General features: G+C 49.0%; 25 protein-coding genes. 20 read left to right on the top strand and 5 right to left on the bottom strand.

Features of this window, described 5'->3' with window-relative positions:
* Positions 1 to 278 precede the first annotated feature (278 nt).
* Positions 279 to 1,181 (bottom strand): NAD(P)-dependent oxidoreductase, encoded by a 903-nt coding sequence (locus tag ACQ76X_RS34485; protein ID WP_438498345.1) that lies wholly within the window; start codon positions 1,179 to 1,181, stop codon positions 279 to 281.
* Between the two features lie 293 nt (positions 1,182 to 1,474).
* Between ACQ76X_RS34485 and ACQ76X_RS34480 the strand changes: the two genes are divergently transcribed.
* The 3 genes from ACQ76X_RS34480 (at position 1,475) to ACQ76X_RS34470 (ending at position 4,171) form a co-directional block, all read left to right on the top strand.
* A complete protein-coding gene (locus ACQ76X_RS34480; protein WP_038587113.1) occupies positions 1,475 to 2,830 on the top strand; it encodes a glucose-6-phosphate isomerase in 1,356 nt (451 codons plus the stop codon).
* Positions 2,831 to 2,953: 123 nt separating this feature from the next.
* Complete coding sequence (locus tag ACQ76X_RS34475; RefSeq protein ID WP_038587115.1) at positions 2,954 to 3,586, top strand: YigZ family protein; 633 nt, start codon at positions 2,954 to 2,956, stop codon at positions 3,584 to 3,586.
* Positions 3,587 to 3,589: 3 nt separating this feature from the next.
* Complete coding sequence (locus tag ACQ76X_RS34470; RefSeq protein WP_038587118.1) at positions 3,590 to 4,171, top strand: TetR/AcrR family transcriptional regulator; 582 nt, start codon at positions 3,590 to 3,592, stop codon at positions 4,169 to 4,171.
* Positions 4,172 to 4,331: 160 nt separating this feature from the next.
* Here the strand turns inward: ACQ76X_RS34470 and ACQ76X_RS34465 are convergent, their stop codons facing one another.
* A complete protein-coding gene (locus ACQ76X_RS34465; RefSeq protein ID WP_076111178.1) occupies positions 4,332 to 4,733 on the bottom strand; it encodes a secondary thiamine-phosphate synthase enzyme YjbQ in 402 nt (133 codons plus the stop codon).
* Positions 4,734 to 4,931: 198 nt separating this feature from the next.
* Between ACQ76X_RS34465 and cysT the strand changes: the two genes are divergently transcribed.
* From cysT to ACQ76X_RS34405, 12 genes are all read left to right on the top strand, one after another.
* Positions 4,932 to 5,747, top strand: a complete 816-nt coding sequence (cysT, locus tag ACQ76X_RS34460) for a sulfate ABC transporter permease subunit CysT (RefSeq protein ID WP_038587124.1) — start codon at positions 4,932 to 4,934, stop codon at positions 5,745 to 5,747.
* Entirely contained in the window at positions 5,744 to 6,541 is a 798-nt protein-coding gene (locus tag ACQ76X_RS34455) for a sulfate ABC transporter permease subunit (protein ID WP_038587126.1), read from the top strand. Before cysT ends, ACQ76X_RS34455 begins: the two co-directional genes overlap by 4 nt.
* A gap of 2 nt (positions 6,542 to 6,543) precedes the next feature.
* Positions 6,544 to 7,608, top strand: a complete 1,065-nt coding sequence (locus tag ACQ76X_RS34450) for a sulfate/molybdate ABC transporter ATP-binding protein (protein WP_438498344.1) — start codon at positions 6,544 to 6,546, stop codon at positions 7,606 to 7,608.
* A gap of 441 nt (positions 7,609 to 8,049) precedes the next feature.
* Positions 8,050 to 9,117, top strand: a complete 1,068-nt coding sequence (locus tag ACQ76X_RS34445; protein ID WP_438498342.1) for a sulfate ABC transporter substrate-binding protein — start codon at positions 8,050 to 8,052, stop codon at positions 9,115 to 9,117.
* Between the two features lie 520 nt (positions 9,118 to 9,637).
* On the top strand, positions 9,638 to 10,042 hold the full coding sequence (locus ACQ76X_RS34440; protein ID WP_438498340.1) for a helix-turn-helix domain-containing protein: 405 nt from the start codon (positions 9,638 to 9,640) through the stop codon (positions 10,040 to 10,042).
* A gap of 62 nt (positions 10,043 to 10,104) precedes the next feature.
* Positions 10,105 to 10,605: a hypothetical protein gene (locus ACQ76X_RS34435; RefSeq protein WP_438498338.1), complete on the top strand. Its 501-nt coding sequence runs from the start codon at positions 10,105 to 10,107 to the stop codon at positions 10,603 to 10,605.
* A gap of 315 nt (positions 10,606 to 10,920) precedes the next feature.
* On the top strand, positions 10,921 to 11,469 hold the full coding sequence (locus ACQ76X_RS34430) for a hypothetical protein (RefSeq protein WP_438498336.1): 549 nt from the start codon (positions 10,921 to 10,923) through the stop codon (positions 11,467 to 11,469).
* Between the two features lie 67 nt (positions 11,470 to 11,536).
* Positions 11,537 to 12,214 carry a hypothetical protein gene (locus tag ACQ76X_RS34425; RefSeq protein ID WP_438498335.1) on the top strand — a complete coding sequence of 226 codons (678 nt, stop codon included), beginning with the start codon at positions 11,537 to 11,539 and terminating at the stop codon, positions 12,212 to 12,214.
* Between the two features lie 548 nt (positions 12,215 to 12,762).
* Positions 12,763 to 13,113 carry a hypothetical protein gene (locus tag ACQ76X_RS34420; RefSeq protein ID WP_438498334.1) on the top strand — a complete coding sequence of 117 codons (351 nt, stop codon included), beginning with the start codon at positions 12,763 to 12,765 and terminating at the stop codon, positions 13,111 to 13,113.
* A 249-nt stretch (positions 13,114 to 13,362) separates the two neighbouring features.
* Positions 13,363 to 13,554 (top strand): hypothetical protein, encoded by a 192-nt coding sequence (locus ACQ76X_RS34415; protein ID WP_438498333.1) that lies wholly within the window; start codon positions 13,363 to 13,365, stop codon positions 13,552 to 13,554.
* 57 nt (positions 13,555 to 13,611) lie between these two features.
* Positions 13,612 to 13,980, top strand: a complete 369-nt coding sequence (locus ACQ76X_RS34410; RefSeq protein ID WP_438498332.1) for a ParB N-terminal domain-containing protein — start codon at positions 13,612 to 13,614, stop codon at positions 13,978 to 13,980.
* Positions 13,981 to 14,543: 563 nt separating this feature from the next.
* Complete coding sequence (locus ACQ76X_RS34405) at positions 14,544 to 15,323, top strand: MBL fold metallo-hydrolase (RefSeq protein WP_438498331.1); 780 nt, start codon at positions 14,544 to 14,546, stop codon at positions 15,321 to 15,323.
* Between the two features lie 768 nt (positions 15,324 to 16,091).
* Here ACQ76X_RS34405 and ACQ76X_RS34400 read toward each other — a convergent pair.
* The gene (locus ACQ76X_RS34400) at positions 16,092 to 16,898 is read right to left on the bottom strand and encodes a Cof-type HAD-IIB family hydrolase (RefSeq protein ID WP_038587139.1); all 807 of its coding nucleotides are present in this window, start codon (positions 16,896 to 16,898) and stop codon (positions 16,092 to 16,094) included.
* Positions 16,899 to 16,986: 88 nt separating this feature from the next.
* Positions 16,987 to 17,910: a DMT family transporter gene (locus ACQ76X_RS34395; protein ID WP_438498328.1), complete on the bottom strand. Its 924-nt coding sequence runs from the start codon at positions 17,908 to 17,910 to the stop codon at positions 16,987 to 16,989.
* 240 nt (positions 17,911 to 18,150) lie between these two features.
* Here ACQ76X_RS34395 and ACQ76X_RS34390 point away from each other — a divergent pair, with 240 nt between their 5' ends.
* The 4 genes from ACQ76X_RS34390 to ACQ76X_RS34375 all read left to right on the top strand — a co-directional run bounded on the left by ACQ76X_RS34390 (position 18,151) and on the right by ACQ76X_RS34375 (position 21,708).
* The gene (locus tag ACQ76X_RS34390) at positions 18,151 to 18,864 is read left to right on the top strand and encodes a metal-dependent hydrolase (protein WP_438498326.1); all 714 of its coding nucleotides are present in this window, start codon (positions 18,151 to 18,153) and stop codon (positions 18,862 to 18,864) included.
* A gap of 160 nt (positions 18,865 to 19,024) precedes the next feature.
* Complete coding sequence (locus tag ACQ76X_RS34385) at positions 19,025 to 19,600, top strand: TetR/AcrR family transcriptional regulator (protein ID WP_438498324.1); 576 nt, start codon at positions 19,025 to 19,027, stop codon at positions 19,598 to 19,600.
* Positions 19,601 to 19,621: 21 nt separating this feature from the next.
* The gene (locus ACQ76X_RS34380) at positions 19,622 to 20,569 is read left to right on the top strand and encodes an ABC transporter ATP-binding protein (protein ID WP_438498322.1); all 948 of its coding nucleotides are present in this window, start codon (positions 19,622 to 19,624) and stop codon (positions 20,567 to 20,569) included.
* The gene (locus ACQ76X_RS34375; RefSeq protein WP_438498320.1) at positions 20,566 to 21,708 is read left to right on the top strand and encodes an ABC transporter permease; all 1,143 of its coding nucleotides are present in this window, start codon (positions 20,566 to 20,568) and stop codon (positions 21,706 to 21,708) included. The genes ACQ76X_RS34380 and ACQ76X_RS34375 overlap by 4 nt, the downstream gene beginning before the upstream one ends.
* 203 nt (positions 21,709 to 21,911) lie before the next feature.
* Here the strand turns inward: ACQ76X_RS34375 and ACQ76X_RS34370 are convergent, their stop codons facing one another.
* Positions 21,912 to 22,913 carry a lipoate--protein ligase gene (locus ACQ76X_RS34370; protein ID WP_038587155.1) on the bottom strand — a complete coding sequence of 334 codons (1,002 nt, stop codon included), beginning with the start codon at positions 22,911 to 22,913 and terminating at the stop codon, positions 21,912 to 21,914.
* A gap of 224 nt (positions 22,914 to 23,137) precedes the next feature.
* Between ACQ76X_RS34370 and cobD the strand changes: the two genes are divergently transcribed.
* Positions 23,138 to 24,232: a threonine-phosphate decarboxylase CobD gene (gene cobD, locus ACQ76X_RS34365; protein ID WP_438498347.1), complete on the top strand. Its 1,095-nt coding sequence runs from the start codon at positions 23,138 to 23,140 to the stop codon at positions 24,230 to 24,232.
* Positions 24,233 to 24,587 lie beyond the last annotated feature (355 nt).

Genomic DNA, 24,587 nt, shown 5'->3' with positions numbered 1-24,587 from the left:
GGAAACTAGCTTATGGAGCCAAGGCCGTGAAGGTTGCATGCCCATGAGTGACGAACATCGGAAAGCCGTATGAGGGAAAACCTCACGTACGGTTTGATGAGGAGGGGCTGGGTACAAACCAGCTCTTTACTCTAGTAACCAGTCACCGGATTTCCACCGCATATAGCGGGTTAAATCAAGAAATCTGGGGACAACAGCGGCCGGAAGTCCAAATATTCACCGTAGTTACGTTCTCGCCCAAATGGGGAAATCTTAAGTTTAATCTATAAATTAAATTTCTACTCATGGCTAGCGCCAGCGCCAATCTTCTGGCCGATCCACTCTTCATAACATTTGACGACAGCAGAGAGATCTTCATCACCATACCCTTGGGTATATCCGGCTTGGAACATACTTTTGGCAAGGCCAAGCATTGGTGAAGGCACACCTGTGGAATCGCTGAGCGAGGAGGCGAGCTTCAGGTCCTTCAGCATTAGTGCGAGTGAGAATTGGTTGCTGAAGTCATTTTCGATAATTTTGCGGCCTTTGAGCTCTGCCTGCTTGCTGCCGGCTGAACCGTTCTGGACGAGCTCAAGGAATTTGTCCGCAGGAACGCCTGACTTCACGGCGATAGAGAAGCCTTCAGCGAGGGCGACATTATGAATCCCGACCATAGCATTATGAGCAAGCTTGGCAACGGCACCGCTGCCGTTGTCACCCATGTGCAGCAGCTTGCGGCCAAGTGTGTCGAAGATATCGCGGTGTTCTTCAATCACCTCTGCACTGCCACCAACCATAAATACCAGCGTGCCTTCGACAGCCGCTGGTTTACTGCCGGTGACAGGCGCATCGAGGAATTTCCCGCCGCGTTCTTCCACCGCGGCTGCGATTTCCCGCACCAGTCCGGGTGAGATCGTACTGGAATCGATGATAACGGCTCCCGGTTTAAGGGCCTCCAGGATGCCGCCCTGGCCGTAGAATACTTCCCGGATCGAATCATCATTGCTGATCATGGTCATAATAACATCCTTACCCTCTGCCGCGTCCTGCGGAGTAGATGCACTCAACGCGCCTTCTGCAACGAGAGGCTCGCATTTAGCGGCTGTACGGTTATATACCGTAACCTGAAAACCGCCGCGCAGAAGGTTGGAAGCCATGGGGGCTCCCATTGTACCGAGTCCAATAAAGCCGATCTGTTTCATTCCATTTCCACCTTCGCTCTTTGAGATTACTATAGAAATTGAACCAGTAGTTCCCGGCTCAGATTCTTTAGCCATGTTTTTCTACATTCTATCACGGCACCCGGGCTTGTTCCACAGGAGAGGCTCCCATGATTACACGGCAAACGCTTCCATGAAACTTCCAAAAACATGGTTCTAAAGCCGGGGATGTGCCTTAAGACCTTGCCAGTCAAGGCGATTTAAAGTATCCTAATTATAAAGTTGTAACAAACGGTGTCAAATCTAAAGAGATAAACAGGAGGTTACCATTACCGATGTCCAAGAAGATTAATTTTGACTACACCAAAGCTCTTTCCTTCTTCAGCCAGCAAGAGATCGATTATTTTGCCGCTCCCGTGAAATTGGCTCATGAACAGCTTCACAACAAGAGTGGCGCAGGTTCCGACTACCTTGGCTGGATTGATCTGCCTACAGCCTATGACAAGGAAGAGTTCGCACGTATTCAACAAGCTGCCAAGAAAATTCAAAATGATTCCGATGTACTCATCGTTATCGGTATCGGCGGTTCTTATCTGGGCGCGCGTGCTGCCATTGAGGCACTTTCGCATTCCTTCTACAATAACCTTTCGAAGGACCAACGCAAGACGCCGGAAGTTTATTTTGCCGGTAACAATATCAGCTCTACATACATCACGCACCTGCTTGATCTTGTAGAAGGCAAAGACTTCTCCGTGAACGTCATTTCCAAATCCGGAACAACCACTGAACCGGCTATTGCCTTCCGCATTTTCCGCGCAGCGCTGGAGAAGAAATATGGCAAGGAAGAAGCACGCAAACGCATCTACGCTACTACTGATAAGGAGAAAGGCGCGCTCAAGAAGCTGGCTAATGAAGAAGGCTATGAGTCGTTTATTATTCCTGATGATGTAGGCGGCCGTTATTCCGTGCTGACGCCGGTAGGCTTGCTGCCAATCGCCGTAGCAGGAATCAACATCGAAGAAATGATGCAAGGGGCCGCAGCCGCAGCAGATGAGTTCAACAACCCTGACGTGGCTACTAACCAGAGCTATCAATATGCTGCAGTACGTAACGCTCTATACCGCAAAGGCAAAACAACGGAAATTCTCGTAAACTACGAGCCGTCCCTGCATTTTGTATCGGAGTGGTGGAAACAGCTTTACGGCGAAAGCGAAGGCAAAGATTTCAAAGGAATCTATCCTTCTTCTGTAGACTTCTCCACAGATTTGCACTCGATGGGCCAATTCATTCAGGAGGGTAACCGCAACATCTTTGAAACAGTTATCCAAGTGGAGAAGGTGGAGCATCATGTAACGATCGAGAACGATCCGGATGATCTGGACGGTCTGAACTTCCTGACCGGCAAGACAATGGATTTCGTTAACAAGAAGGCTTTCCAGGGAACCATGCTGGCGCACACGGACGGACAAGTGCCGAACCTGATCGTTACCATCCCTGATCAAACGCCTTATACTTTCGGTTATCTGGTGTATTTCTTTGAAAAAGCCTGCGGTATCAGCGGATATCTGCTGGGTGTTAACCCGTTCGATCAACCGGGCGTAGAAGCATACAAGAAAAATATGTTCGCGCTGCTGGGCAAACCGGGTTACGAGAAAGAAAAGGCTGAGCTCGAAGCCAGACTTACTGAGTAGTACCTGCCTAACACAGAACATTCATACTAAGTAATCATCAGGGAGCAGTCCATAGGTAATCCATACCGGGGCTGCTCCTAAACTATATCAAGTTATCATACGTAGGTAAGGACTGGAATAAGGATGCTGGAACAATATCGGACGGTGCGTTCTCCCGGTTTCCGGGAAGTCGTAATCCGTAAATCACGCTTCATCGGCCATGTAATGCCGGTGGAGAATGAAGAAGAAGCGGTGCAATTTATCGAGAACATCAAGAAGCAGCATTGGAATGCTACACATAACTGCTCTGCTTATACGATTGGTGAGAGGGACGAGATTCAGAGGCAATCGGATGACGGGGAACCGAGTGGAACGGCCGGTAAACCGATTTTGGAGGTAATCCGCAACCAAGGTGTTAAAAATGTCGCAATTGTTGTTACCCGTTATTTTGGAGGCATCATGCTGGGAGCAGGAGGACTAATCCGGGCGTATACGGATGGGGCAGTGCTGGCACTCGAAGCTGGAGAAGTGATCACCCGTGTGCTGAGGCGGGAAGTATTCGTGGAAATCGAGTACACCTGGCTGGGCAAGGTCGAAAATGAGCTGAGAAATAAAGGCATTAAGACCGGAGAAACTTCGTTTACAGATAAAGTCAAGCTGCTGTGTCTCCCGCGAAATGATGAAGGCGACGCATTTAAGGCATGGATAACAGATCTTACCGAGGGGCAATCCCTGGTAACTGAAGGGCGGCGGCTTTACTACAGCGAAGGGGAATAAGATATGGCAAGAAGAGCAGTGGAGAGAGAGTTGTCGAGGGAAAGAATATTGGAGGCGGCAAGGCATCTGTTTATCACCAAAGGATACCGGGCGATTTCCATGCGCAGCATCGGTCAGCATTTGGGGTATAGCCACGGCTCTCTTTATTATCATTTCAAGGAAAAGGCGGAGTTGTTCTACGCCATTGTAGTAGAGGATTTCAATCATGTGGCAATACTGCTTAATGAAGCAATGAACAAACCGCCTGAACCGGGAATGACCCGGGTGGAACAGCTTATTATGGAGTTTATCCGCTTCGGACTGGATCATCCTTACCAATATGAGATTATGTTCATGATCCGGGATGAAGAGCTGCTTGCTTATTGTCGAGCGGAACAGGGACGATGTTTTGAGTTATTCTCAAGTATTGTACGCAGCCATATGAAGGAAGAGGGTTATGTTTCGGAGGATTGGCAGAGCGTGCCATTAACCTTGTTTTTATCCGCTCACGGATTCATTTCTTATTACATTCAGGATAAAGTTTCTTTCGATGATGTCAAAGAGGCCGCATTGACACATGTCAAAGTACTAAGCCGCAGTTTGTAAAAATACCGTTTTTCTAGCTCTTCACACTTTAGAACGTTGCATTGGTATAACTTTGCATGGCGAAAGTGTTATAGAGGCTATACATTGTATAGAAGGCGGATCCCCGTAACTGGCGGAGCCGCTTTTTCTATACAATAATAGCTATAACTTTCGGGTCTGCCTACCCCTCGACAATTTTCAGATAACACTGCCGCCGTCTCGGTCCGTCGAACTCGCAGAAGTAGATGCCCTGCCACCGTCCAAGCAGTAGCGCGCCTTCGTGGATAATAATGCTCTGTGAGGGACCGGCAGTAATCGATTTCAGATGAGCGGCGGTATTTCCTTCCGCATGACGGTAGTTGGGATGCTCCCAGGGAAAAACTTCGTCAAGTCTCATCAGCACATCATGCTTCACGTCGGGATCGGCATTTTCGTTGATCGCAATTCCTGCGGTGGTATGCGGACAATACACGACGATAATCCCGTTCTGTACACCGCTCTTTTTAACATAGGAAATAACTTCGCGGGTAATATCCCGCAATTCGTCCCGCTTGCTGGTCGTGATCTCCATGGTATGAAGCATTAGTAAGTATCTCCTTTCGGTGCTACAGAAGTTGGAATGATAATATATTTTACCCCAAAAGTCTGTGAAAGTAATTGACGATACCAGAGGCATTTGGTAAAGTAGTGATAATATTAAACCAAGTATATTAATAGGAATAATTATGGGTATAAAGGCAAGTAAACCGACCGGTAAGCCGGAGGTGGGGGGACTTATAACTTGAATTCGCTGCTTAGACACAAGGGTTGGACTTGGGGATTTCGCTCAACTATACTGTTGTATTTCGTAATTCTTATCGTTTTGCCTATACTGGGCGTTTATTACAATTCATTTTCGCTAGGGTTCGGCAGTTTTGCTGAAGCCATAAGCGACCCAATTGCCTGGAAGTCGGTATTCTTGACCTTAAAACTGGCCGTTATTGCCACAGTTATTAATGTTGTACTCGGCACGATGATTGCCTGGGTCCTTATTCGTTATCAATTCCCCGGCAAGTCATTGCTGAACAGTCTTGTTGATCTGCCTTTTGCCCTGCCAACAGCAGTAGGTGGACTGATGATTCTCCTGCTGCTGGGTCCAGGCAGCCTGATTGGCGGCCTCGCGGAGGCGCTGGGCTTTGAAATTGTGTTTCATCAGCCGGCGATTGTAATCGCAATGGTTTTTGTAACTTTCCCCTTCGTAATCCGTGCGGTTCAGCCGCTGCTGGAGGAGCTTGACCCTTCCGAGGAAGAAGCAGCTTATACGATGGGAGCCAAGAGCAGCCGTGTATTCAGGCAGGTGATTCTGCCCTCCATGGCACCGGGGATGATCAGCGGCGGGATGCTGGCCTTCTCACGTGCGCTTGCGGAGTTCGGAGCGGTTGTATTGGTAGCAGGCAATATTCCGGGCCGTACACTCGTCTCTTCCGTTTTTATTTTCGGGGAAGTGGAGAGTGATAATCCGGTGGGGGCCGCTGCAGTTTCCATCATTCTGCTGACGTTGTCCTTCCTCATTCTCTGGATGATCAATCTGCTGCAGATGCGGGGGAGACGGTCATGAGAAAATTATGGATTGGACTAACTTATCTAGTATTTTTCCTGCTGATTGCTGCACCGCTGGGCAAGATGGCAATGGGGGCTTTCAGTGAAGGCTTCGGCGGCTTCTGGGCCGCCCTGAGCAGACCGGAGGCGCTGCATGCGCTGATGATGACCGGGTTTGTCGTAGTTGTCGTTACGCTGCTGAACACGCTGTTTGGCATTATGATGGCTCTTTATCTGGTGCGGGCAAACTGGCTGGGGAAACGGGTAAAAGGGCTGCTAAACAGCATTGTAGATTTGCCCTATGCGGTTTCTCCGGTTATCGGCGGGCTGATGATTGTGCTGCTGCTGGGCCCAGACAGCGCTTTGGGGTCAATCTTTGAACAAATCGGACTGAAAATTGTGTACGCTTTTCCCGGGATGGTCATTGCTACGCTCTTTGTAACCTTCCCTTTAATGGTGCGTGAAGTGATGCCGGTGCTCCAGGAGATCGGTTCACAGCAGGAAGAGGCGGCTTCAACGCTTGGAGCCTATGGCTGGACAACATTTTGGAAGGTGACCTGGCCGTCGATCCGCTGGGCGGTAATCTATGGTGTAATTCTAACGGTTGCGCGCTCGCTTGGTGAATTTGGTGCGGTGCTTGTCGTTTCCGGCAACATCATGAACAAGACCCAGACCGCGACCACGCTGGTCTACCAGGATGTCGAGAATTTCAATGTAACGGCTGCGGGCGGGATAGCGCTGGTGCTGGCCGCATTTTCCGCGGGTCTGCTGCTGTTGATGGAATGGAGCAAGAGAAGAAAGGGAGTGCATTAGGTATGCATGTCGAGGTTCGGGGTCTGAATAAACATTTTGGAGATTTTCATGCCGTCAAGGACGTTGATTTCGGGATTACCAAAGGTCATCTGATCGGGCTGCTCGGGCCCAGCGGAGGCGGCAAAACCTCGATTCTGCGCATGCTGGCAGGACTGGAGACGCCGGACAGCGGCGAGATCATTTTTCACGGCCGGGCGGTGAAAAATCTTCCGCCGCAGGAGCGGGAAATCGGCTTTGTTTTCCAGAACTATGCACTGTTCAAGCACATGACCGTTTATGAGAATATTGCTTTTGGTCTTAAGGTGAAAAAGGTAAACAAAAATACGATCCAGAACCGTGTTATGGAACTGGTGGAGCTCACAGGACTGAAGGGGTTCGAGAAACGGTATCCCCATCAGCTCTCCGGCGGCCAGCGCCAGCGGGTGGCTTTTGCCCGGGCACTTGCGCCTGAGCCGCAGCTGCTGCTGTTGGATGAGCCGTTTGCAGCGATTGATGCAAAGATCCGCCAGGAGCTGCGTTCCTGGCTGCGCGAGCTGATCGAACGTGTCGGGATCACCTCCATCTTCGTTACACATGACCAGGACGAAGCGATTGAAGTGGCCGATGAGATCATGATCATCAACCAGGGCCGGCTGGAGCAGAAAGGCACGCCTTGGGATATTTACAAAGAGCCGAAGACGCCGTTCGTGGCGACCTTTATCGGCGAGTCCACACTGATCGAAAGCGCCTCCGAGCTGAAGGGCTTTAAGAATGCGGGCGGCGGAAAGCCGACCAAAGCCTTGATCCGCCCTGAGTATATCGAAGTGGGCCATCTGAATGAATTTAAAATGGCTTCGGCCACGGAACAGGGTGTCGTGAAGCATCTGCATTTCCGCGGTAGCGAATGGCTGGTAGAGGTGGAAGTGAACGGCCACAAGCTGGTGACCTACCGTTCACTGGAGAAGGAAACCTTGCAGCCGGGCCAGGAGATCGCCGTGCTTGTCCACCGTGCCTATCTGTTTAATGATGAGCGGAGCTGGATCCAGGAGAACGGGCTGAAGGAAGACCCAATGCCTGTATTCATTTAATCACTCACTAGATTTCATATCGTTAACCGTCCGCAGCAGGACGGTGCAGTTTCTATTAAATAAAAAACAGGGTTTAACAATCTGTTGTCAGGCGGCAAGAGGAGAGTTGGAGCGGGAGAAGCGACAGCGCCCGCGATGAAGTTAGATGAACTTTAGCCAACCATAACGGGTGAAAGCAACGGAGGGGAATTTTGGAACTGTAGGAGCGACAGCGTTCGCCTTTATGTTTGGATTTCTACCGCTAGCAGCGGTTCAAATCAGGAAATCCAAACATAACAGCGACCGGAAGTCCAAATATTCACCGCAGTTGTGAGCGAGCCTTTGAGCAGTGCTTGAAGTACATCTTATATCTGCTGATAGCTGCACCATAGGCAAATGCTCCCCCAGCCAAGCGTCAAGACAGATTTTTAAACCCTACACCCCGAAGGATGTGGAGCCGGTATGAGGCTTTTCAAAAGGAGCAGACAACTGCACGGATGGCTAGCTGCCTTAATGCTGGTATTGCTCGCGCTGGCCCTTGCCGGCTGCGCGAAGGAACAGGACACCGCAGCGGAGGAAACTCCCCAGCAAGGAGAGCTGACGCTTGTGGTCGGTGCCTATAGCGTGGCTAAAGACGCGATGGGCGAGATTCTGCCGTTGTTCGCAGCGAAGTGGAAGGCGGAGACCGGCCAGACTATCGCCTTTCAGGAATCCTATGAGGCTTCGGGGACCCAAGCCCGGGCAATTGCCGGCGGGTTCGAAGCCGATGTGACGCTGCTGGCCATGGAAGGCGATGTCGATAAGCTGGTGAAGGCAGGGCTGGTAGAGAAGACTTGGAAGGAGCGGGGAAAAGCCGGGATGGTAACCCGCTCGGTTGTCGCTCTAGGGACACGTGAAGGCAACCCGAAGGAAATTCACGACTTTGCTGATCTGGCGAAGCCTGGCGTTAAGGTGCTGTATCCCAATCCAAAGACCTCTGGCGGAGCACAGTGGGACATCAACGCCATCTATGGGGCGGGTCTCAAGCTGTCTGAGGCGCAAGGAGGGGTGAAGGACCCTGCTGCCGCTAAAGCTTTTTTGGAGAGCATACACGCGAATGTAGAATCTCTGGACAAAAGCGGGCGGGCTTCGATGGCTGCCTTTGAATACGGCGTGGGCGATGTTATCGTCACTTATGAGAATGAGCTGCTGGCGCGGATTGCCCAGGGTGTGAAATATGAGGTTATTATTCCACAGAATACGATCCTGATCGAGAATCCTGCGGCGGTCGTGGACAAATATGTGGATGAGCATGGAACCCGCGAGGCAGCGGAGGCGCTGGTGGACTTCCTGACAACCCGGGAGGCCCAGGAGGTCTTCGCCGAATACGGCTTCCGTCCGGTGAATGAGCAGGTGTATGCGGAGAATGCGGACCATTATCCTGTCCCGGCTGGGCTTTTTGATATTCAGTATCTTGGCGGCTGGGATGAAGTGCGCAGCACACTCTACGCCAAACGTGGAGTCTGGTATCAGGTACTGGCCGGAATATAGCCCATACGGATAGGATTGCGCAGCCGAAGCTGCAGCAAATAAGACCGTACCTCATCGCAGAGGGCGGTCTTTGCTCTGTTTTTACATGGGAATATTTAAGCCTATATTTGGCAGCCTACAATTTATCCAACGCGTCCCGCAGTTTATGCTTAAATTCTTCCAATGCCTCATGACTCGGTCTGACACTTTCGGAATACATCGTCTCTTTCAATGAATTCAGATATTTTGGTTGTAGGCGAAGTGCGACATGGAACTCCAGAGAAATATCCACTGAACGGCGCTGTGTCCTGGTATGTATACACTGACCAAAGCACTTCATACCCTTCATATTTCTGGGGATCAGGCAAAGCAAACGATACGCCATTCCACGCCACAGATAATCTTTCTGAGTTCTTATCACCTAAGATCGTGTATGAGATTGTCGGCAATATCCATGAGTAGCCAGTGGAAGTGTATGGAATGCGGAACACCTATTCAGTATAGTCCCGAGTTCTGCTGTTGCGGTCATATGTGCGGATGTATGGGTCTACTCATTAAACCGCCGTTATACGGGAACTGCTGGGATAAGCTCTTTGCAAGAATGGAGGAACAGAGTCGTGACAACCAAGCCGTTACAAAGCGCCAGTCGGAGACACTTGAACTTATAAAGAAGTTCATTGATCAACGGGGCTGTGCTCCTTCAGTTACAGAGGTGGCAGAGCTTCTGAAGTTGAAATCCCGTTCCACCGCTCACTCACTTGTCGAGCAGCTTGTAAGGAAAGGATTTCTCACTAAGACAGACAAAGAGGTTTGGACACTGCGGGTTGTAGGGCAGGAGGATAGTAATGTACTTAAGCCATATGAAGCCATACGTGAAGAAAACGCGCGGCTACTACAGGAGAATGCGGAGCTACGGAAAAAGCTTGCGGGCTTTGAAAAACGATAATATGTAAAGACCCCCATATCCTTGGCCGGGGCGGGGGTCCTTTAGATAAAGGGGAGTAAGGGATGGCGATGGCACAGGGGATTTTTGGACAAAGCGAGCTCTTTCCAAAAGCAAACGAGGTAGAGATTAAACGGACTAAATTCCTGCTCAGTAAATATAAAATCATGACGCTGCTGATGGCAGACTATGAGAATAACACAAAAGATCTTCAACAGGTTGGCATCGATGGGGGGGTTGCCCGCCGAATTGAACAGGATGCGCTGTATGCAGATAAGGCGGCTAACGCCGTCATACTGATTGAGAAACAACGCTGGGTGTACGAACAGTATCAGTTACGGGCAAAGACGATCACACGGGCACATAGCCTTATCCTCAACCCTGATGTAAAAAAAGCAATTCGTTTCCGGTACTTGGACGGTTACTCGTTAAAGGAAACCTGTTTGTTCTTCGGTTATGACGAAAAGAGCAGCACAGTCCGGGGATGGGTGGATGCAGGAATTGTGACGATTGCGAACAACCTGAAGCTGTTAGGCTTCTTTGAATTAGATGATGAGCAGTTTTAGCGCAAAACCGCACTTTTTTAGCACTTGTTCAGCACAATTCCGGCACCAAATCAGCACTTCTCCATGGCATATTGATAACGTGGAAATCAGGCGAGAGTGACACGCACGGCTACAGCGATGTAGAAGTGCAAATCACTCTCGCCTTTTCTAGTAGGAGATTTTATATATTTTCAATAAATGAACCACAAGTTGATGTTATGTTATATTACATAAAAGGAAAAAAATAGTAGACAAATTTTATTAATTGCTATAATATAACAATAAATAACGGCCGTTATTTACAAATTTACCAAATAAATGACATGGAGGGTTAAAATGATTAAAAAATTTATAACTATCTTTATGCTCGCTTTGGTATTGTTAACCCCGGTTTCTGCTTTTGCTGATAGTCCGCAATCTGATAATATAGCTATTGAAGGAATTTATTCTGGTGACTCAACTACTATAAATACTGCTACTTCAGAAAGTAATATCACTACAGATAATTCTACAAATCTAATTACACCTCAAGAAATTTATCTTGGAAGACTGTCTCTCGCAGCAAAGAAAGTAGGAAGTTCAACTTTAGAAGTCAATTTTACTTTTAGTGCCAATGACGATATTCAAAGTGCTTATATAGTTGCAGAACTTCAATACTACAGTCCTGAAATAATGGATTGGGTTTCTTTAGACGATACCCGTCAGTATTTCACCTTTAATCCTGCAACTGAGACTGCAAAGGGACAGTTTAACTTTTATGATCTAAGTGATGGGCAATTCAGAGTAGAAGTAACAGACTGTTTTTTTACTGGTAGAAACACTGTCTTCAACGATATAACCAATGCGACTTCCAACTCTGTATTCTTTGGCGTTTGGGAAGGTTAAAAGATAAAGTAAGTAACATCCCTGCTATATCTGAGTTGCAGGGATGTTACCTATTGGAGGGAATATTTTGAAAATTTACGAGTGGACAGAAATGGTTAGTTCTCTACCTGATACCTACTATAAAGAAAGACCGGATGATCGTGATGTAAAAAAGATTACGAATTCTGATGCTATACCCATGCATTTATCAGTTTTAGCAGATTTTTTTGTCTTTCCTGCTATTATGACTGAAAATATGATAACATCAATTCCGTTATTCGATAAAAGTATGTATGAGAAATGTATGAGAGATATTGCCCCCTTTTTTTCTGATGTATTAGGTTACTTTGGGTACAATGAAGAAATGCCTCATATGATTCAATTCAGTAGACCTTTAGAAGGGGCTAGGGAGCTGTATAAGACAAAATTTAGAAACAATGAATTACACCCGATCGTGCAAGATCTGTATGGAAGTCAAGAAAATCGTCCCAATGGAAAAATAAATAAAAATGTTCAATTAAAAGTTGCACAAGGAATTATTAATAATAACTATGTGAAAGAGGATTTTGATGAAGTATTTGACTTCCTAAAGAGTACATTCTTCAAGCACAGAAATCGCTTTCCGATAATTCCTACTAATTGGTTTTATACGGATGCTCTAAAAGATTCTGTTGCAATAAATTATTTTAACTCTAGAAGTAAGGGCGTATATTTAATTGTGGATGATCCATCGGGAAGAGTAATAGGAATGGATATTTATTTATAATTTTTATTACTGCTGTCTGAATAGGGCTTCCTGTCGTAAGATTTGCTTCAATTATTGATTTTTTGTCTAAATCGATAAAAGTGAGAAATGTGGTCATTTCTAGCTGGTTTTCGAAAAATTAGGCTAGAAATGATTGTTTTAGATTTTGACTCTCAGTATATGGGTTTAGTAAAATGGTCTTGTTCTCCTTTGTTACAAAGTCCGTAAAGATTTTAAGCAAAGAGCGCAGCACATTTGCTGCGGATGCAGAGCGGACGCCATTCTTTAAAGCGTGTGAATTTTGTTCAAAACGTAATTTTATCGCTGAAAATCGTACATATCAAAACCGAAGTCGCTCATTATTGGGCGGCTTTTTTATATTGGGGGAATTAAATTGAAGAAGAAGCAACAGCAGCGGCGTTTGAAAGATCCACCTCAGCAGCCGGCTAAGTGTGAGGGCTGTATATGGGGGCGCTGGGAAGGAACGGCACAGTTTTGTGGCAGGCCGGTTTGTCAGAAGGGAAAAAATTCCTGAACGTCGAAATATGATGTCGAAGGAGGTGATTTTATTGTCGGATTGGCTAAATGATATAAAGGATCATATCACCGAGCATAACCGGATGAAAAATCTAGTAACTGCTGCTTTAAAGCAAGTAGTTAGGGAAATTAAGGAAAGTGGGATCGTTTTAGGAGAGTCGGTAGAACTAGTGGTTGTATCACCACTTACATGGGAAGTTTCTTTATCTATAGTATCTATCGGAAGTTTTGAATTCAGGGTATCTTATAAGGATATTACACAAGCCGGTGGATCAAGGGATGATGTAGGTCAGTTTATTTCCGCATTCCCAGAGGATCTAGAAGCCGCGCTTAAACAGATTATTGTTGCAAAAATTAAAGCTGCTATTAATTACGATAGATGAATATGTCTGAGTTTTCCAGCACCTTCGGGTGCTTTTTTCATGCTCAAAAAACAGCCTTCTGTGAGCCATTCTGAGGCGTTTAATTCAGGAACGTGCGTTTGTGTGGTGAAGCGTGGAAAAGAGCAGGGCGGACCGATTCTCTTCGTATCCCGCTAAGTTTCCACCTATCCCAAGATGAAAAACCAACTCAACACAATAATTGTCGTAATTGAGAAGGGTGGCGTATGATTGGGGTGGAGGTGTTTAATTATGGAAATATATAAGGGTTACACGATTATTGTCACGAAGTCTCAAAAAAGGTTCAAAGCCTCATCAAATTCTGGTGATGATTATGTTGACGACACAGAAGTGGGAGCAATTGCTGGGCTTAAGCAGAAAATTGACAACATCGTTTTATTTCATGAGATGCAAGAGGTTGCACGGAGAAAAAGGGAAGAGTGAATAAGGAATTTTGAAGCACCTTAACCGGTGCTTTTTCTTTTGGAAAGGGGCATATAAATGGACATCAGAATCATACCGATTGACCAGCTCAATGCAGCCGTCTATAATCCCCGTGAAGACCTTCAGCCAGGAGATCCTGAGTATGAGAAGCTTCGCCGCAGTCTGGACGAATTCGGTTATGTCGACCCGATCGTCTGGAACGAGCAAACCGGCAACATGGTGGGCGGCCATCAGCGATACAAGGTGATGGTGAATGAGCAAGGCTGCTCAGAGCTAGCCGTATCGGTGGTCAACCTGGACCTGGAGCGGGAGCGCCTGCTGAATCTGGCTCTGAATAAAGTGTTAGGCCGCTGGGACGATGAAGCGCTGGCGCAGTTGCTGAATGAGCTGCAGGAGGGCGGGGCTGAGCTGGCTGTCTGGCTTTGATCTAAGCGAACTAAGTGATTTTGATATTGATGTTGGAGATTTAGATCCTCTAACGGAACCTGAGCGTGTCCCGCTTATTGATCGCTTTATCGTACCACCTTTTAGTGTGCTTGATACTCGTCAGGGTTACTGGCAGGAGCGCAAGCGACAGTGGTTGCAGATGGGGATACAAAGCGAAGAAGAACGCGGCGACTCACTCTTATATAACATGTCTGGGCAATCTGAATTCATGCGTGCTGCTATGGAAGCTGTAGGGGGAGGGACAAGCATCTTTGACCCCGTTTTATGCGAGATCATGTACCGCTGGTTCTGTGCGTGGCATAGTGGCCGAATACTTGGGCTACTCTTACACTGGCGTAGACTTGCGACAAGAGCAGGTTATAGAAAACAATAAGCAGGCCCAGCTCCTTTATGATAAAGGGGTTATTGACGTTCCCCGGAATGGATACAAGGGGATTCAAGGTAGATCGGTAGCCTGGCGGCTCATATGAGATGAAGAGGGAGATGTACTATAATAGGGGTTACTTAAACTTCCGCAACGGGAACTGAAGGAGAGATTAGAGATGGATAACTTGGTGTTTTTGGGGACAGGCGACGCGATGGGCGTTCCCCGGGTATATTGCAGCTGTGAGACCTGCATGGAGGCTAGAGCGGGCGGGCTGAATGTGCGGCTTCGCTCCTCCGTGCTTATAGATAACGGCAGTGATTTTTTGGCGATTGACTGTGGTCCGGACTGGCGGCGGCAGATGGAATCGCTTGGGCAGCGTACCATGCGCAGGCTGCTGGTGACCCATGCTCATTTTGACCATATTGGCGGATTGCCCGAATGGGCAGATGCCTGCCGCTGGATGGGATATAAAGGGGAGCTGTACGCGCCTGCGGAGGTGATTCCGGTGATTCTGCGGCAATATCCATGGCTGGACCGCAATATACAGATGATACCGTGCGATGACGGGATCGAGCTGGATGGCTGGCAGATCGACACGTGGAAAGTGAATCACGGCAAAAACGGATACTCCTACGCCTTCCGGCTGGAGAAGGAGGGATATAAGTGGGTATATTGTCCGGACTCCATCTCCCTTACACCGCAGGAAACGGAGCGCATGCATGGCTTGGATCTGCTGGTACTGGGTACAAGCTTTTATTATGAGGCGGCGGAGCTGTCGACCCGCTCTGTGTACGATATGACGGAAGCAGCAGATCTGCTGCGGATAGTTCAGCCGGCACGCGCCGTATACACACATATGTCGCATGATGTGGATCAGAGAAAAGCTTATATTTTGCCGGAAAATGTGACGCTGGCGGTTACGGGCCTAAGACTCCCGCTCACACGTTCAGAGTAGCGGAGCGCGGCAGTCATGATGAGCTGCTTGCGGCTGAGGGGCGTTACCATGGACTCTACCATTCCCAGCTGGAGCTGGAAGAGGGAGAGGGTCTGGAGGACTGGAGCGCAGCGCAGGAGCTCACTGGCGGCGGGAAGCGGGAGCTGACGGGGTAGAGGCCATATGACAGGTGCGGAGCGTAGGTGTGCTGGTGAGGTAAAAGCGATGATGATAGGCGCGGAGCCAGTAGATTTCCCGGCATGCTGCTAGCTGTGCCACGCTAGACAACAAAAGGGTGCTTAGTCACGGTCTACAGACCCGGGACTAAGCACCCTTTTGCATAATGGCCAGGGTGGAGAATTGATATGCGATATACAGTAGTCAATGCGGCCCTGAGCAACAGAACGCGTACTATTAGTTAGTTGAGTAACCAGCAGTCAGGTAATGAGCGGTTCATCGTACAGACTGAGTGATCTGCTTATTCGCAATTGCTGTCAACTGTATTTTATACAGCTATATCTTTACTTTTCGGTACCAATTTGGGAATAGTTGCACTTTGTACATTTAAGTAGGCGGGTTCCGGCTAAAATTCCGGTTTTCGTCTTTTTCAATTGCACGGAATACAACTAAGGCTCAAAATCAATCGTTTTTGCCCCAAATAGTTGCAGCAAATACATTTAAGCTGGGGGTTACTTATGCGATCTTCAATCGCACACTTCAAAATCCCGGTTCCCGCCGAATCATCCGCATTCCCCATCATTACAACACATACCTAAGGTTTACCTCAGCTTAAGCTTCTACGTTATTCAGAATAAATTTATCGATAGCGAATTTTACACCGTCTTCGTTATTGCTGAGTGTAATGAAATCAGCGATTTCCTTCAGCGCGGGAATGGAATTGGCCATAGCGACGCCGAGGCCGGCAGCTTCCAGCATTTCGTGGTCGTTCCAGGAATCTCCCACAGCAATGGTTTCGGACAGCTCGCAGCCGAAGTGGGCCGCAAGGAACTCAAGCGCCAGGCCTTTGGTGCCTTCATGATGCATGATTTCCAGGAAATGCGGCTTCGACTTCGTGATGTGGACGGAATCGCCCAGCAGCTCACGCAGAATTGGCGACAGTTCGTCCAGGAATGCGGGATCGTCGATGATGAGCATTTTTGGCGTTTTTTGCGGAACGAGCTTTTCCCAATCCGGCTCAATATAGTATTGAGTTCCGTTCAGCGCGGAGTAATCAATCAGCTTCTGGTTCTCTTCGCGGGCATACAGCTTGTCGTCAATATAAGTCTGCAGATGCAGGTCATGCTCCACACAGTAGGTGAACAGCTTGCGTACGGCATCCTGCGGGACATAACGTTCGTACAGTACTTTTTCATCCATCAGGTTCTTCACCAATGCGCCTTGATAGGTGATGATTGGCACATTCAGTCCCGTTTGACGGGCGATGGCTTGTGCTGAAGCATAAGCGCGACCGGTAGCCAAAGTTACGACAACGCCTGCGGCAACGGCCTGTTCCAGTGCGGTCTGTGTTGCGGGAGTTACTTCTTTCTCATCATTGATCAGGGTGTCGTCAATATCGATAGCAATCAATTTGTACATGTGTGGTTCTCTCCTTAGTTTTATCTATTTGTATTTGTATTTCCGGCTTGTGGTGATGGTTTGTACTGCTGTTCAGTCCTGTGCAAGATCATTTCTTATCCTGCTGCAGAACTCCGTTCCTGGCCGGTTCAGGGCTGAACTCCGCCATTAGCATGGCCGCAAGGATGCAGAGGCAGCCGAAACCAGCGGAGATGCCTAGTGTCTCACCGCCGAAGGCAAGGCCGGTCAAGACGGCGAATACCGGCTCCGTAGCGTAAATGATGGCTACCCGTGACGGGGTGGTGTACTTTTGGCAGGCGGTCTGAATCCAGAAGGCAAACGCACTCGTCGGACCAATGGATATCAGCAGCGCCCACAGCACATCCGGTTTCAGGATCAGCTCTCCGCTGTGAGCCAGCGGTGCGGTTCCGTCCACAAGGAGCGAAGCCACAATGCTGAACAGTCCGACAAAAGCGAGCTGCAGCGTCGCCAGCGGCAGCGCCGGATAACGCGGAGCATACACGCCAGTATAGGCAACCTGCAGCGCAAAAGCGACAGCACAGAGCAGAATCAGGCCGTCGCCTTTATTCAGGGAAAATGCCGAGCCGGTAAAGGTCAGCAGATAAAGTCCCGCCACCGCCAGGATTGCACTAAACCAGGTATAACGGGATATAGCGTGTTTCAGCAGCGCCAAGGACAGGAAGGGGACAAGCACCACCGACAGACCGGTAATGAATCCGGTGTTGGAAGTGGTCGTGTACAGCAGGCCCATCGTCTGAAAGCCATAGCCCATAAACAAAAAAAGGCCGAGCAGCAGGGAGTGGCCCACCATGCGCCAGCTTAGCTTTTTCCATTTATGGCGGTAAAAAACAACGGTAATCAGCGCTAGCAGCTGAGCGGCACCCGTAAACCGGATACTGTTAAAAGCGAGAGGCGGCAGCACTCTGACGGCATGCTGTACAATCAGAAACGTTGAGCCCCACATCATCGCTACCAGCAGCAGACTGAGATCGGCGATTCGGGAGCGGGTCACAGTGGTCATCCTTTCCTGGAATATAAGAAGGGTTAGATAGAGTTCAGCTGCTGTATCAAGTTGTCCAAATTGTATCCTAAAATAGGGGGAAGGACAAGCCGAAACTGCGCAAAAGGCCAGCTGGTATAAGGAGTGAAGCTCAATCATTCAGGCCAGGCTGGACAAAAAATCCAGACCTTGGTATACTTCGATAACCGCACACTTGTTCTTATTTCGACAACTAGAAAGGAGCGGTTCTCTATGATGGGCAAATCCCATTTAGTAATCAGCACCGGGGTTACCCTCTCTGTTATGAATCTGCTCGGCTATGAAATCACGATTCCGGCGATCGCCGTGGCGGCAGTCAGCGCGCTGCTCCCCGATATCGATGAGCCGAATTCATTGCTGGTGCGCAAGGCGATTCCCGAATTCCTGCTGCGCATCCTGCAGGTGGCTCTGATCGGAGCAGCAGTGTATCTCTATTTTGCCGAAATTGCAGCTCCGCCCTGGAATATCGCCCTGGCGCTGCTGGTGGGCAGCGTGTCCTTCCTGCCGGGCAGGAGGCTGCGGCATCTCGTCATGCTGCTGATTGCGCTGGCACTGTTCGCGTTCGCGGACGATTACGACCCGTGGAACTACATTGCCGCCTGCGTGCTGGTCGTGTCCTCCGTGGTCCCGCACCGCGGGCTGACACATACGCTCTACGCGGTGGCCGGGTGGGGAGCGCTGCTCTATTTTGCCTCCCTGGAAATGAATGACGGCGGCAGCCTGTGGATTGCCGGCGGCCTGTCCTATGCGCTGCATCTGCTGGCGGATTCGTTGACTCAGCGCGGAATTACCCCGCTGCCTCCGATCCCCTTCAAGCTTCGGCTCAAGCTGATGAGCACCGGCACGAAGAAGGGTAGTGCAGTAGAGAATCTCTGTATTGTGTTTACGCTTGTACTGGTCATTTATGCATTTGTACTTACCCCTTGAGACGGGCGAAACCCCTCCTGGGGCATCGAAGGCTTTCCGCTGTTTGCAGCGGGGAGCCTTTTTTCTCGTCCTTCTTGAGCAAGGTGTTATTTAATTCACAGACTTCACCAATAGACCTTGTTATATTGAACATACCGACGGTCGGAATGGAGAACGGAATATGACAAAAAAACAGTTAAAGGAACATAGAGTAGAGTCTCTGCTCCTGGCAGCCGTAGAAGAGTTTCTCGAAAAGGGCTATGATGGCGCATCTGTAGATGCTATAGCCAAGCGGGCCGGTGTCAGCAAGGGCGGCTTTTATCATCATTTTCCCAATAAGGAAGTCCTCCTGATGGAGGCGAATCAGAAGCTTTCGGAGCCAATCATGGAAATGGCAGAAAAGGCTTACTCGAATAGCAGTGCTATGGATGGATTAAGACAATATATTAAAGAATATCTGAACTATTGGGCAAGCAGGCCACGAGAACTGAGCTTTTTTTTCTTATCGATGTCAAAGGCTTTGCAAGCTCCGGCCCTTATGGAGTATTACAGAGAATATGTAAATCAAAGCACCGCGTTCCTTATAGGGATGTTTCAAAAAGCAGTGGAGTCCGGAGAGGCTGATCTTAGGGACCCTGAAGCCTATGGGATCTCCTTGATGGGGGCACTCGATGGGGTTGTTTCTTATGCGATGATTCATCCTGAGGAGGATATTGAGCTTCTGGTTGAACGGTTTGAACAGGTCTGGCTGAAATAAACGAAAGGAGTAATCCAATGTATGGAGCATGAGAACTTTCTTTCTGTAGAAGGATTAAGCAAAACATATGGTGAACTGCCCGCAGTAGACAATGTAAGCTTTTCGGTTCGCAAGGGAGAGGTATTCGGGTTGCTCGGACCCAATGGTGCCGGTAAGACGACTACCATAAGAATGCTGTGCGGTCTTCTCAAAGTGGATTCAGGCCGTATTACTGTAAATGGAATCTCCATGTCTTCCGGCTATGAGCATGTAAAAGGGATGATAGGGCTGTGTCCGCAGGAAATCGTCATCTGGGAGCTGCTTACCTGCCTTGAACAATTGAAATTTGCCGGTATGTCCTACGGGCTAAGTTCCAGAGCAGCCGGTAATAAGGCAGAAAGCCTGCTGCAATCGCTTGGACTTTGCGAGAAAAAAAATAAGCTTGCCAAGACGTTGTCAGGCGGAATGCAAAGAAGACTCAATATCGCGCTGGCACTTGTCCATGACCCGAAGCTGATTATTTTGGATGAACCTCAGGCAGGGCTTGATCCCCAGAGCAGAATACTCGTACGTGACTTCATCAGACAGCTGGCACAAGAAAAAACGGTGATTCTCACTACACATGACATGGATGAAGCCGACAGACTTTCAGACAGGGTGGCCATCATGGACCATGGGAAGGTGCTTTTGATAGACACTCCTGAGAAGCTCAAGGCAAAATCCGGGCAGGGAGAACTTCTGCAGATACGGGTAAATGGGGTAAGCGCAGATTTGGCCCATCAAGTCCTGAAGTCAATGCCGGATGAATGTACAGAGAGAACCTATTCGGATGGATTATTTTTGCTGGGGGCGGGTGGAGTTCTTGAGCTTATTCCGAAGGTGAACCAGAGATTGCAAGCTTTTAACATACATATAGAGGATATGACGATCCGGAAGCGGACGCTTGAGGATGCATTTATTGCTGTGACTGGAAGGGGGCTGCGGGAATGAGACTGGCGGCTTCGGTTACCAAATCCTTTAAGGAAAACGTAAGGGATTGGAAAGTTCTCGCGATGGTCTTGATGTTCTCTCCGTTCTTTTTAGTACTGATGAACCTTTTTTACGGGGGAGGGCCTACCACCTATCATTTAGGCGTTCTGAATTTGGATTCAGGCCACGCGTCCATCGAATTAATCAGCAATCTGGAGCATATGAAGGGGCAGGACAACTCGCAACTATTTAATGTAACCGGTTTCGGTGGTGAGGATCAATTAAGAGCAAAGGTAAAGGAAAAGGCCGTAGATATAGGAATCGTGATCCCTGAAGATTATTCTGACAAATTAGCCGGCAAGGCTGCCGGGAACAATGCAGACCCTGCTCAAATAAACTTTTATGGAAGTATGGGAAATATGCGATATCCGGTTGCGGCGGTATGGGTGGCAGATGCTGTAAGCAAACAGGGGCTGGATGCAGCGGAAATAACGTTAACCGCAAGTATAAATGAAACTTTTCTCGAGAAAAAACAGCCGTTGAACGAATTTGAAGGTTATGTTCCGGGTTTAATCTCTTTGGCTGTTTTAATGATCCTGTTTACAGCCACAGCTTCCATTGTGAAGGAAAATGATAAGAAGACACTTATAAGGTTGAAGCTCAGCCGTCTTGGAGCATTCAATTTTCTTGCCGGTATATGTATTACGCAAGCCATCGTAGCAGCAGGGGCCATTGTTCTGTCCTACTGGACGGCGCTTGGGTTGGGCTACAGACCGGCAGGAGGATTTGGCGCCATTCTTGTTGTTGGGATCCTGTCGAGCTTCTCTATGGTTGCTATAAGCTTAGTGGTAGCAAGTTTTCTGAATACCGTTTTTGATGTTTTAACTGTCGGCTGTTTTCCTTTCTTTATTCTAATGTTTTTTTCAGGGAGTATGTTCCCCCTGCCGAAGATGAGTATATTTACAATCCACGGGCATTCCTTTGGGATCACAGATTTATTGCCGCTTACGCATACTGCCAATGCTTTTAATCACATCTTGAACGATGGAGCAGGCTTACATGAGGTATGGTTTGATTTCACAATGATTGCTTTGCTCACTGTAATATATTTTGTAACAGGACTTTTGCTGTACCAGAAGCGCAAGCTTTCCAAAGCATAGCTGAATGTGAAGAGAGGAAGGAACGGCGCTGGAAACCGCTGTTTCATTAAAAAAACCAGCCAGACTCCGGTTAATGGAGATTGGCTGGTTCTTGTTTAAATATAAGAATTTATATGTTTCACACGATAACTTATCCTTCTATTTCTCGCTGAAACGGTACCGTCCTTAAAAAGGACGGCAAAGCCGTTTCCACTTGCGAAAAGCTATTCCTCCAGGAAAATAAGCCCGATAAAGTCCTCCGGCTCAATGCGGCCGAAATAATGCTTCAGATCGAGCCCGGACAGAGCGTCTCTGACCTCAGCTTGCTCATAACGTTTGCCGCGCAGTGCGTTCTCTACGTCTGCCACATCGCCGACGCCGAAGAAGTCACCGTAAATTTTGATCTCTTGAATAATGGAGTCTTCAATATCCATGCGGATATCGACGAGTCCTGCCGGGAATTTGCGGGTATGCTTCACATTGCTCTTCGGCGACAGGCCGTAGTTCCAATCCCAGTTCTGGTAATGCTCCTTGGAAATTTCATTGATCCGCACCCAGTCGTCCATAGTCAGCTTGTACTGTGGAACCTCGGAAGGCTCCATGCCAAAGATGGAACGCAGCAGGCCTTCGCGGAATTCCTCAATCGTCATTTCGGTGCCGAGCAGCTCCTTGATATTGGCCACCCGGCTGCGCACGGATTTGGTGCTCTTGGATTTGAATTTCTCCGGATTGACATTGAGCGAAGCCTGCACATCATCCAAATTGAGGTTGAACATCAAGGTTCCATGGCTGAACATACGTCCGCGTGTGGAGAATTGGGCATTTCCGGAGATTTTTTGCTCGCCGACCTGAAGGTCATTGCGTCCGCTGAGCTCGGCATTTACACCCATGGACTGCAAGTAGTCGATCACCGGCTGGGTGAATTTGAGAAAGTTATGAAACGACTGTCCGTCGTCTTTGGTAATGAAGCTGAAGTTGAGATTGCCGAGATCATGATAGACAGCCCCGCCGCCGGACAACCGCCGCACGACCTGGATGTTGTTGTCTTTTACATACTCCTGGTTGATCTCTTCAATCGTATTCTGGTGTTTGCCGATGATGATGGACGGACTGTTGATATAAAAGAGCAGATAGCTTTCGTCCATCGGCAGGTTTTTAAGTGCAAACTCTTCAATCGCCAGATTAATCGATGCGTCTGTGATTCCTGTGTTATCGATAAAAAGCATAGTGTATTCCTCCGCTTAGGCATGATTAACTACTGCATTTATTCTAAACTAAAAGCTTGCATTTCACAAAACAGAAAACAATCTTCATATAAGCAGCCGTGTGTGCTGAAGTGCCCAACTGCGCATTCACTGATGCCGGGGCATTGACGTACTCTTGGCAAAGGGGCAATAATTGGGTCAATGAAGAACATACCTGCGAGGAAGATCAGAGGGAGTGCAGAACTATGCTTGAAAAATATGGCCACGGCGGTGATTTGCTGACAGCAGCGGAACTCTATGGGGTAGGGGACGGCCTGTTTCTTGATTTCAGCGCCAATATTAACCCGCTGGGCCCGCCGCCCGGCGTGCTTGAACTGCTGTGTGATTCCAGGCAAGCCGTTACGGCTTATCCCGATCCCGGACACCGCCGATTAAAGTCGCTGCTGGCGGAGAGTCTTGAAGTGGACAGCAGCTGGATTACGGTGGGCAACGGGGCAGCAGAGTCAATGGCACTGCTACTGCTGGCTGCAGCACCGCGCAAGGTAGGGATCATTGAGCCTTGCTTCTCCGAGTACCGCCAGCTTGCGGAGCAATTCGGCGCGGAGGTCTTGTCCGTTCAGGGAACGAAGGAGCAGGAATACCGGGCCGGTGTGCAGAGCATCGCCGGACTGCTGGAGCAGGTCGATCTGCTGTTCCTCGGCCAGCCGAACAATCCGAACGGCGTCCAGTATTCGCTGGACGACCTTCGGCTGCTGGCACGCAAGGCGGAGCGCTGCGGGGCCATTCTTGCGGTCGATGAAGCGTTCATCGACTTCATTCCCGAGGAGCGGCGGCAATCTTTGCTGCCGGAGCTGGCGGGGTACCGTCAGACGGTGCTGATCCGCTCGATGACGAAGTTCTATGCCATCCCGGGGCTGCGCCTGGGATTCACGGTCGCGCATCCCGAGCTTGCGGCGGCAATGACCGCCAAGCAGGTGACGTGGAGCGTGAACGGTCTGGCGCTGCTGGCCGGGGAAGCTTGCCTGCGCAGCGGGCAAGCCTATGAAGCACGCACCCGCGAGTTAATCGCGGGGGAGCGGGAGGTGCTGCGGCAGGGGCTGCTGCAGCTCGGTTGTGCTGTGCCGCCGGGCGAGGCCAACTTCCTGCTCGCCGGCTTGCCTGCGCCATGGACCGCGCAGGAAATTCAGGCCAGGCTGGGCCGCAGCGGCATCCTGGTGCGCAGCTGCGCCATGTATGCCGGCCTGGGGCCCGGCCATATCCGCGTCGCGGTCCGGGGGCGCGACGACAATGCCCGGCTGCTCCGGCAGATGGCGGAGATTATGCAGGGGGAATTTTTATGATCGGCTGGGCTGCATGCTCAGACAGATAGATGCAGGTGGCATAAGCTGCGAACATTATGAATCTGCGAAGATTAGCAGAGGGGGGCAGTCATAGGGATCCGAGCTGCAACTATTTGTAATGTGCTTGCGGATCTGCTGGCTGTAGAAGCGAATATGAGTGTGATGAGATTAAGTAATAGATGTATTTTCTGCAACTATCAGGTGCGGCTGCAGGGTAGTTTGAGAGTTACTTGTATTTTGTGCAATTAAGAGTAGCTGAAATGGACATTTCTGCTGAAACCGGGCTTTTTAGATGTACGGAGTGCAACTAAATCAAATTTCCTCCTGAAATGAGAGCTTTTAGTTGTACAGAATG

Source organism: Paenibacillus sp. IHBB 3054 (assembly GCF_051594305.1).
Lineage (GTDB): Bacteria > Bacillota > Bacilli > Paenibacillales > Paenibacillaceae > Paenibacillus_AQ.
Note: the sequence above shows the minus strand (reverse complement) of the source record. Positions and strands in the feature narration are given on the sequence as shown.

Bases quoted from the DNA above. Each gene is read 5' to 3' on its own strand.
- ACQ76X_RS34485 (WP_438498345.1), bottom strand. From the start codon at position 1,181: ATGAAACAGATCGGCTTTATTGGACTCGGTACAATGGGAGCCCCCATG.
- ACQ76X_RS34480 (WP_038587113.1), top strand. From the start codon at position 1,475: ATGTCCAAGAAGATTAATTTTGACTACACCAAAGCTCTTTCCTTCTTC.
- ACQ76X_RS34475 (WP_038587115.1), top strand. From the start codon at position 2,954: ATGCTGGAACAATATCGGACGGTGCGTTCTCCCGGTTTCCGGGAAGTC.
- ACQ76X_RS34470 (WP_038587118.1), top strand. From the start codon at position 3,590: ATGGCAAGAAGAGCAGTGGAGAGAGAGTTGTCGAGGGAAAGAATATTG.
- ACQ76X_RS34465 (WP_076111178.1), bottom strand. From the start codon at position 4,733: ATGCTTCATACCATGGAGATCACGACCAGCAAGCGGGACGAATTGCGG.
- ACQ76X_RS34455 (WP_038587126.1), top strand. From the start codon at position 5,744: ATGAGAAAATTATGGATTGGACTAACTTATCTAGTATTTTTCCTGCTG.
- ACQ76X_RS34450 (WP_438498344.1), top strand. From the start codon at position 6,544: ATGCATGTCGAGGTTCGGGGTCTGAATAAACATTTTGGAGATTTTCAT.
- ACQ76X_RS34445 (WP_438498342.1), top strand. From the start codon at position 8,050: ATGAGGCTTTTCAAAAGGAGCAGACAACTGCACGGATGGCTAGCTGCC.
- ACQ76X_RS34440 (WP_438498340.1), top strand. From the start codon at position 9,638: ATGGGTCTACTCATTAAACCGCCGTTATACGGGAACTGCTGGGATAAG.
- ACQ76X_RS34435 (WP_438498338.1), top strand. From the start codon at position 10,105: ATGGCGATGGCACAGGGGATTTTTGGACAAAGCGAGCTCTTTCCAAAA.
- ACQ76X_RS34430 (WP_438498336.1), top strand. From the start codon at position 10,921: ATGATTAAAAAATTTATAACTATCTTTATGCTCGCTTTGGTATTGTTA.
- ACQ76X_RS34415 (WP_438498333.1), top strand. From the start codon at position 13,363: ATGGAAATATATAAGGGTTACACGATTATTGTCACGAAGTCTCAAAAA.
- ACQ76X_RS34410 (WP_438498332.1), top strand. From the start codon at position 13,612: ATGGACATCAGAATCATACCGATTGACCAGCTCAATGCAGCCGTCTAT.
- ACQ76X_RS34405 (WP_438498331.1), top strand. From the start codon at position 14,544: ATGGATAACTTGGTGTTTTTGGGGACAGGCGACGCGATGGGCGTTCCC.
- ACQ76X_RS34400 (WP_038587139.1), bottom strand. From the start codon at position 16,898: ATGTACAAATTGATTGCTATCGATATTGACGACACCCTGATCAATGAT.
- ACQ76X_RS34390 (WP_438498326.1), top strand. From the start codon at position 18,151: ATGATGGGCAAATCCCATTTAGTAATCAGCACCGGGGTTACCCTCTCT.
- ACQ76X_RS34385 (WP_438498324.1), top strand. From the start codon at position 19,025: ATGACAAAAAAACAGTTAAAGGAACATAGAGTAGAGTCTCTGCTCCTG.
- ACQ76X_RS34380 (WP_438498322.1), top strand. From the start codon at position 19,622: ATGGAGCATGAGAACTTTCTTTCTGTAGAAGGATTAAGCAAAACATAT.
- ACQ76X_RS34375 (WP_438498320.1), top strand. From the start codon at position 20,566: ATGAGACTGGCGGCTTCGGTTACCAAATCCTTTAAGGAAAACGTAAGG.
- ACQ76X_RS34370 (WP_038587155.1), bottom strand. From the start codon at position 22,913: ATGCTTTTTATCGATAACACAGGAATCACAGACGCATCGATTAATCTG.
- cobD (WP_438498347.1), top strand. From the start codon at position 23,138: ATGCTTGAAAAATATGGCCACGGCGGTGATTTGCTGACAGCAGCGGAA.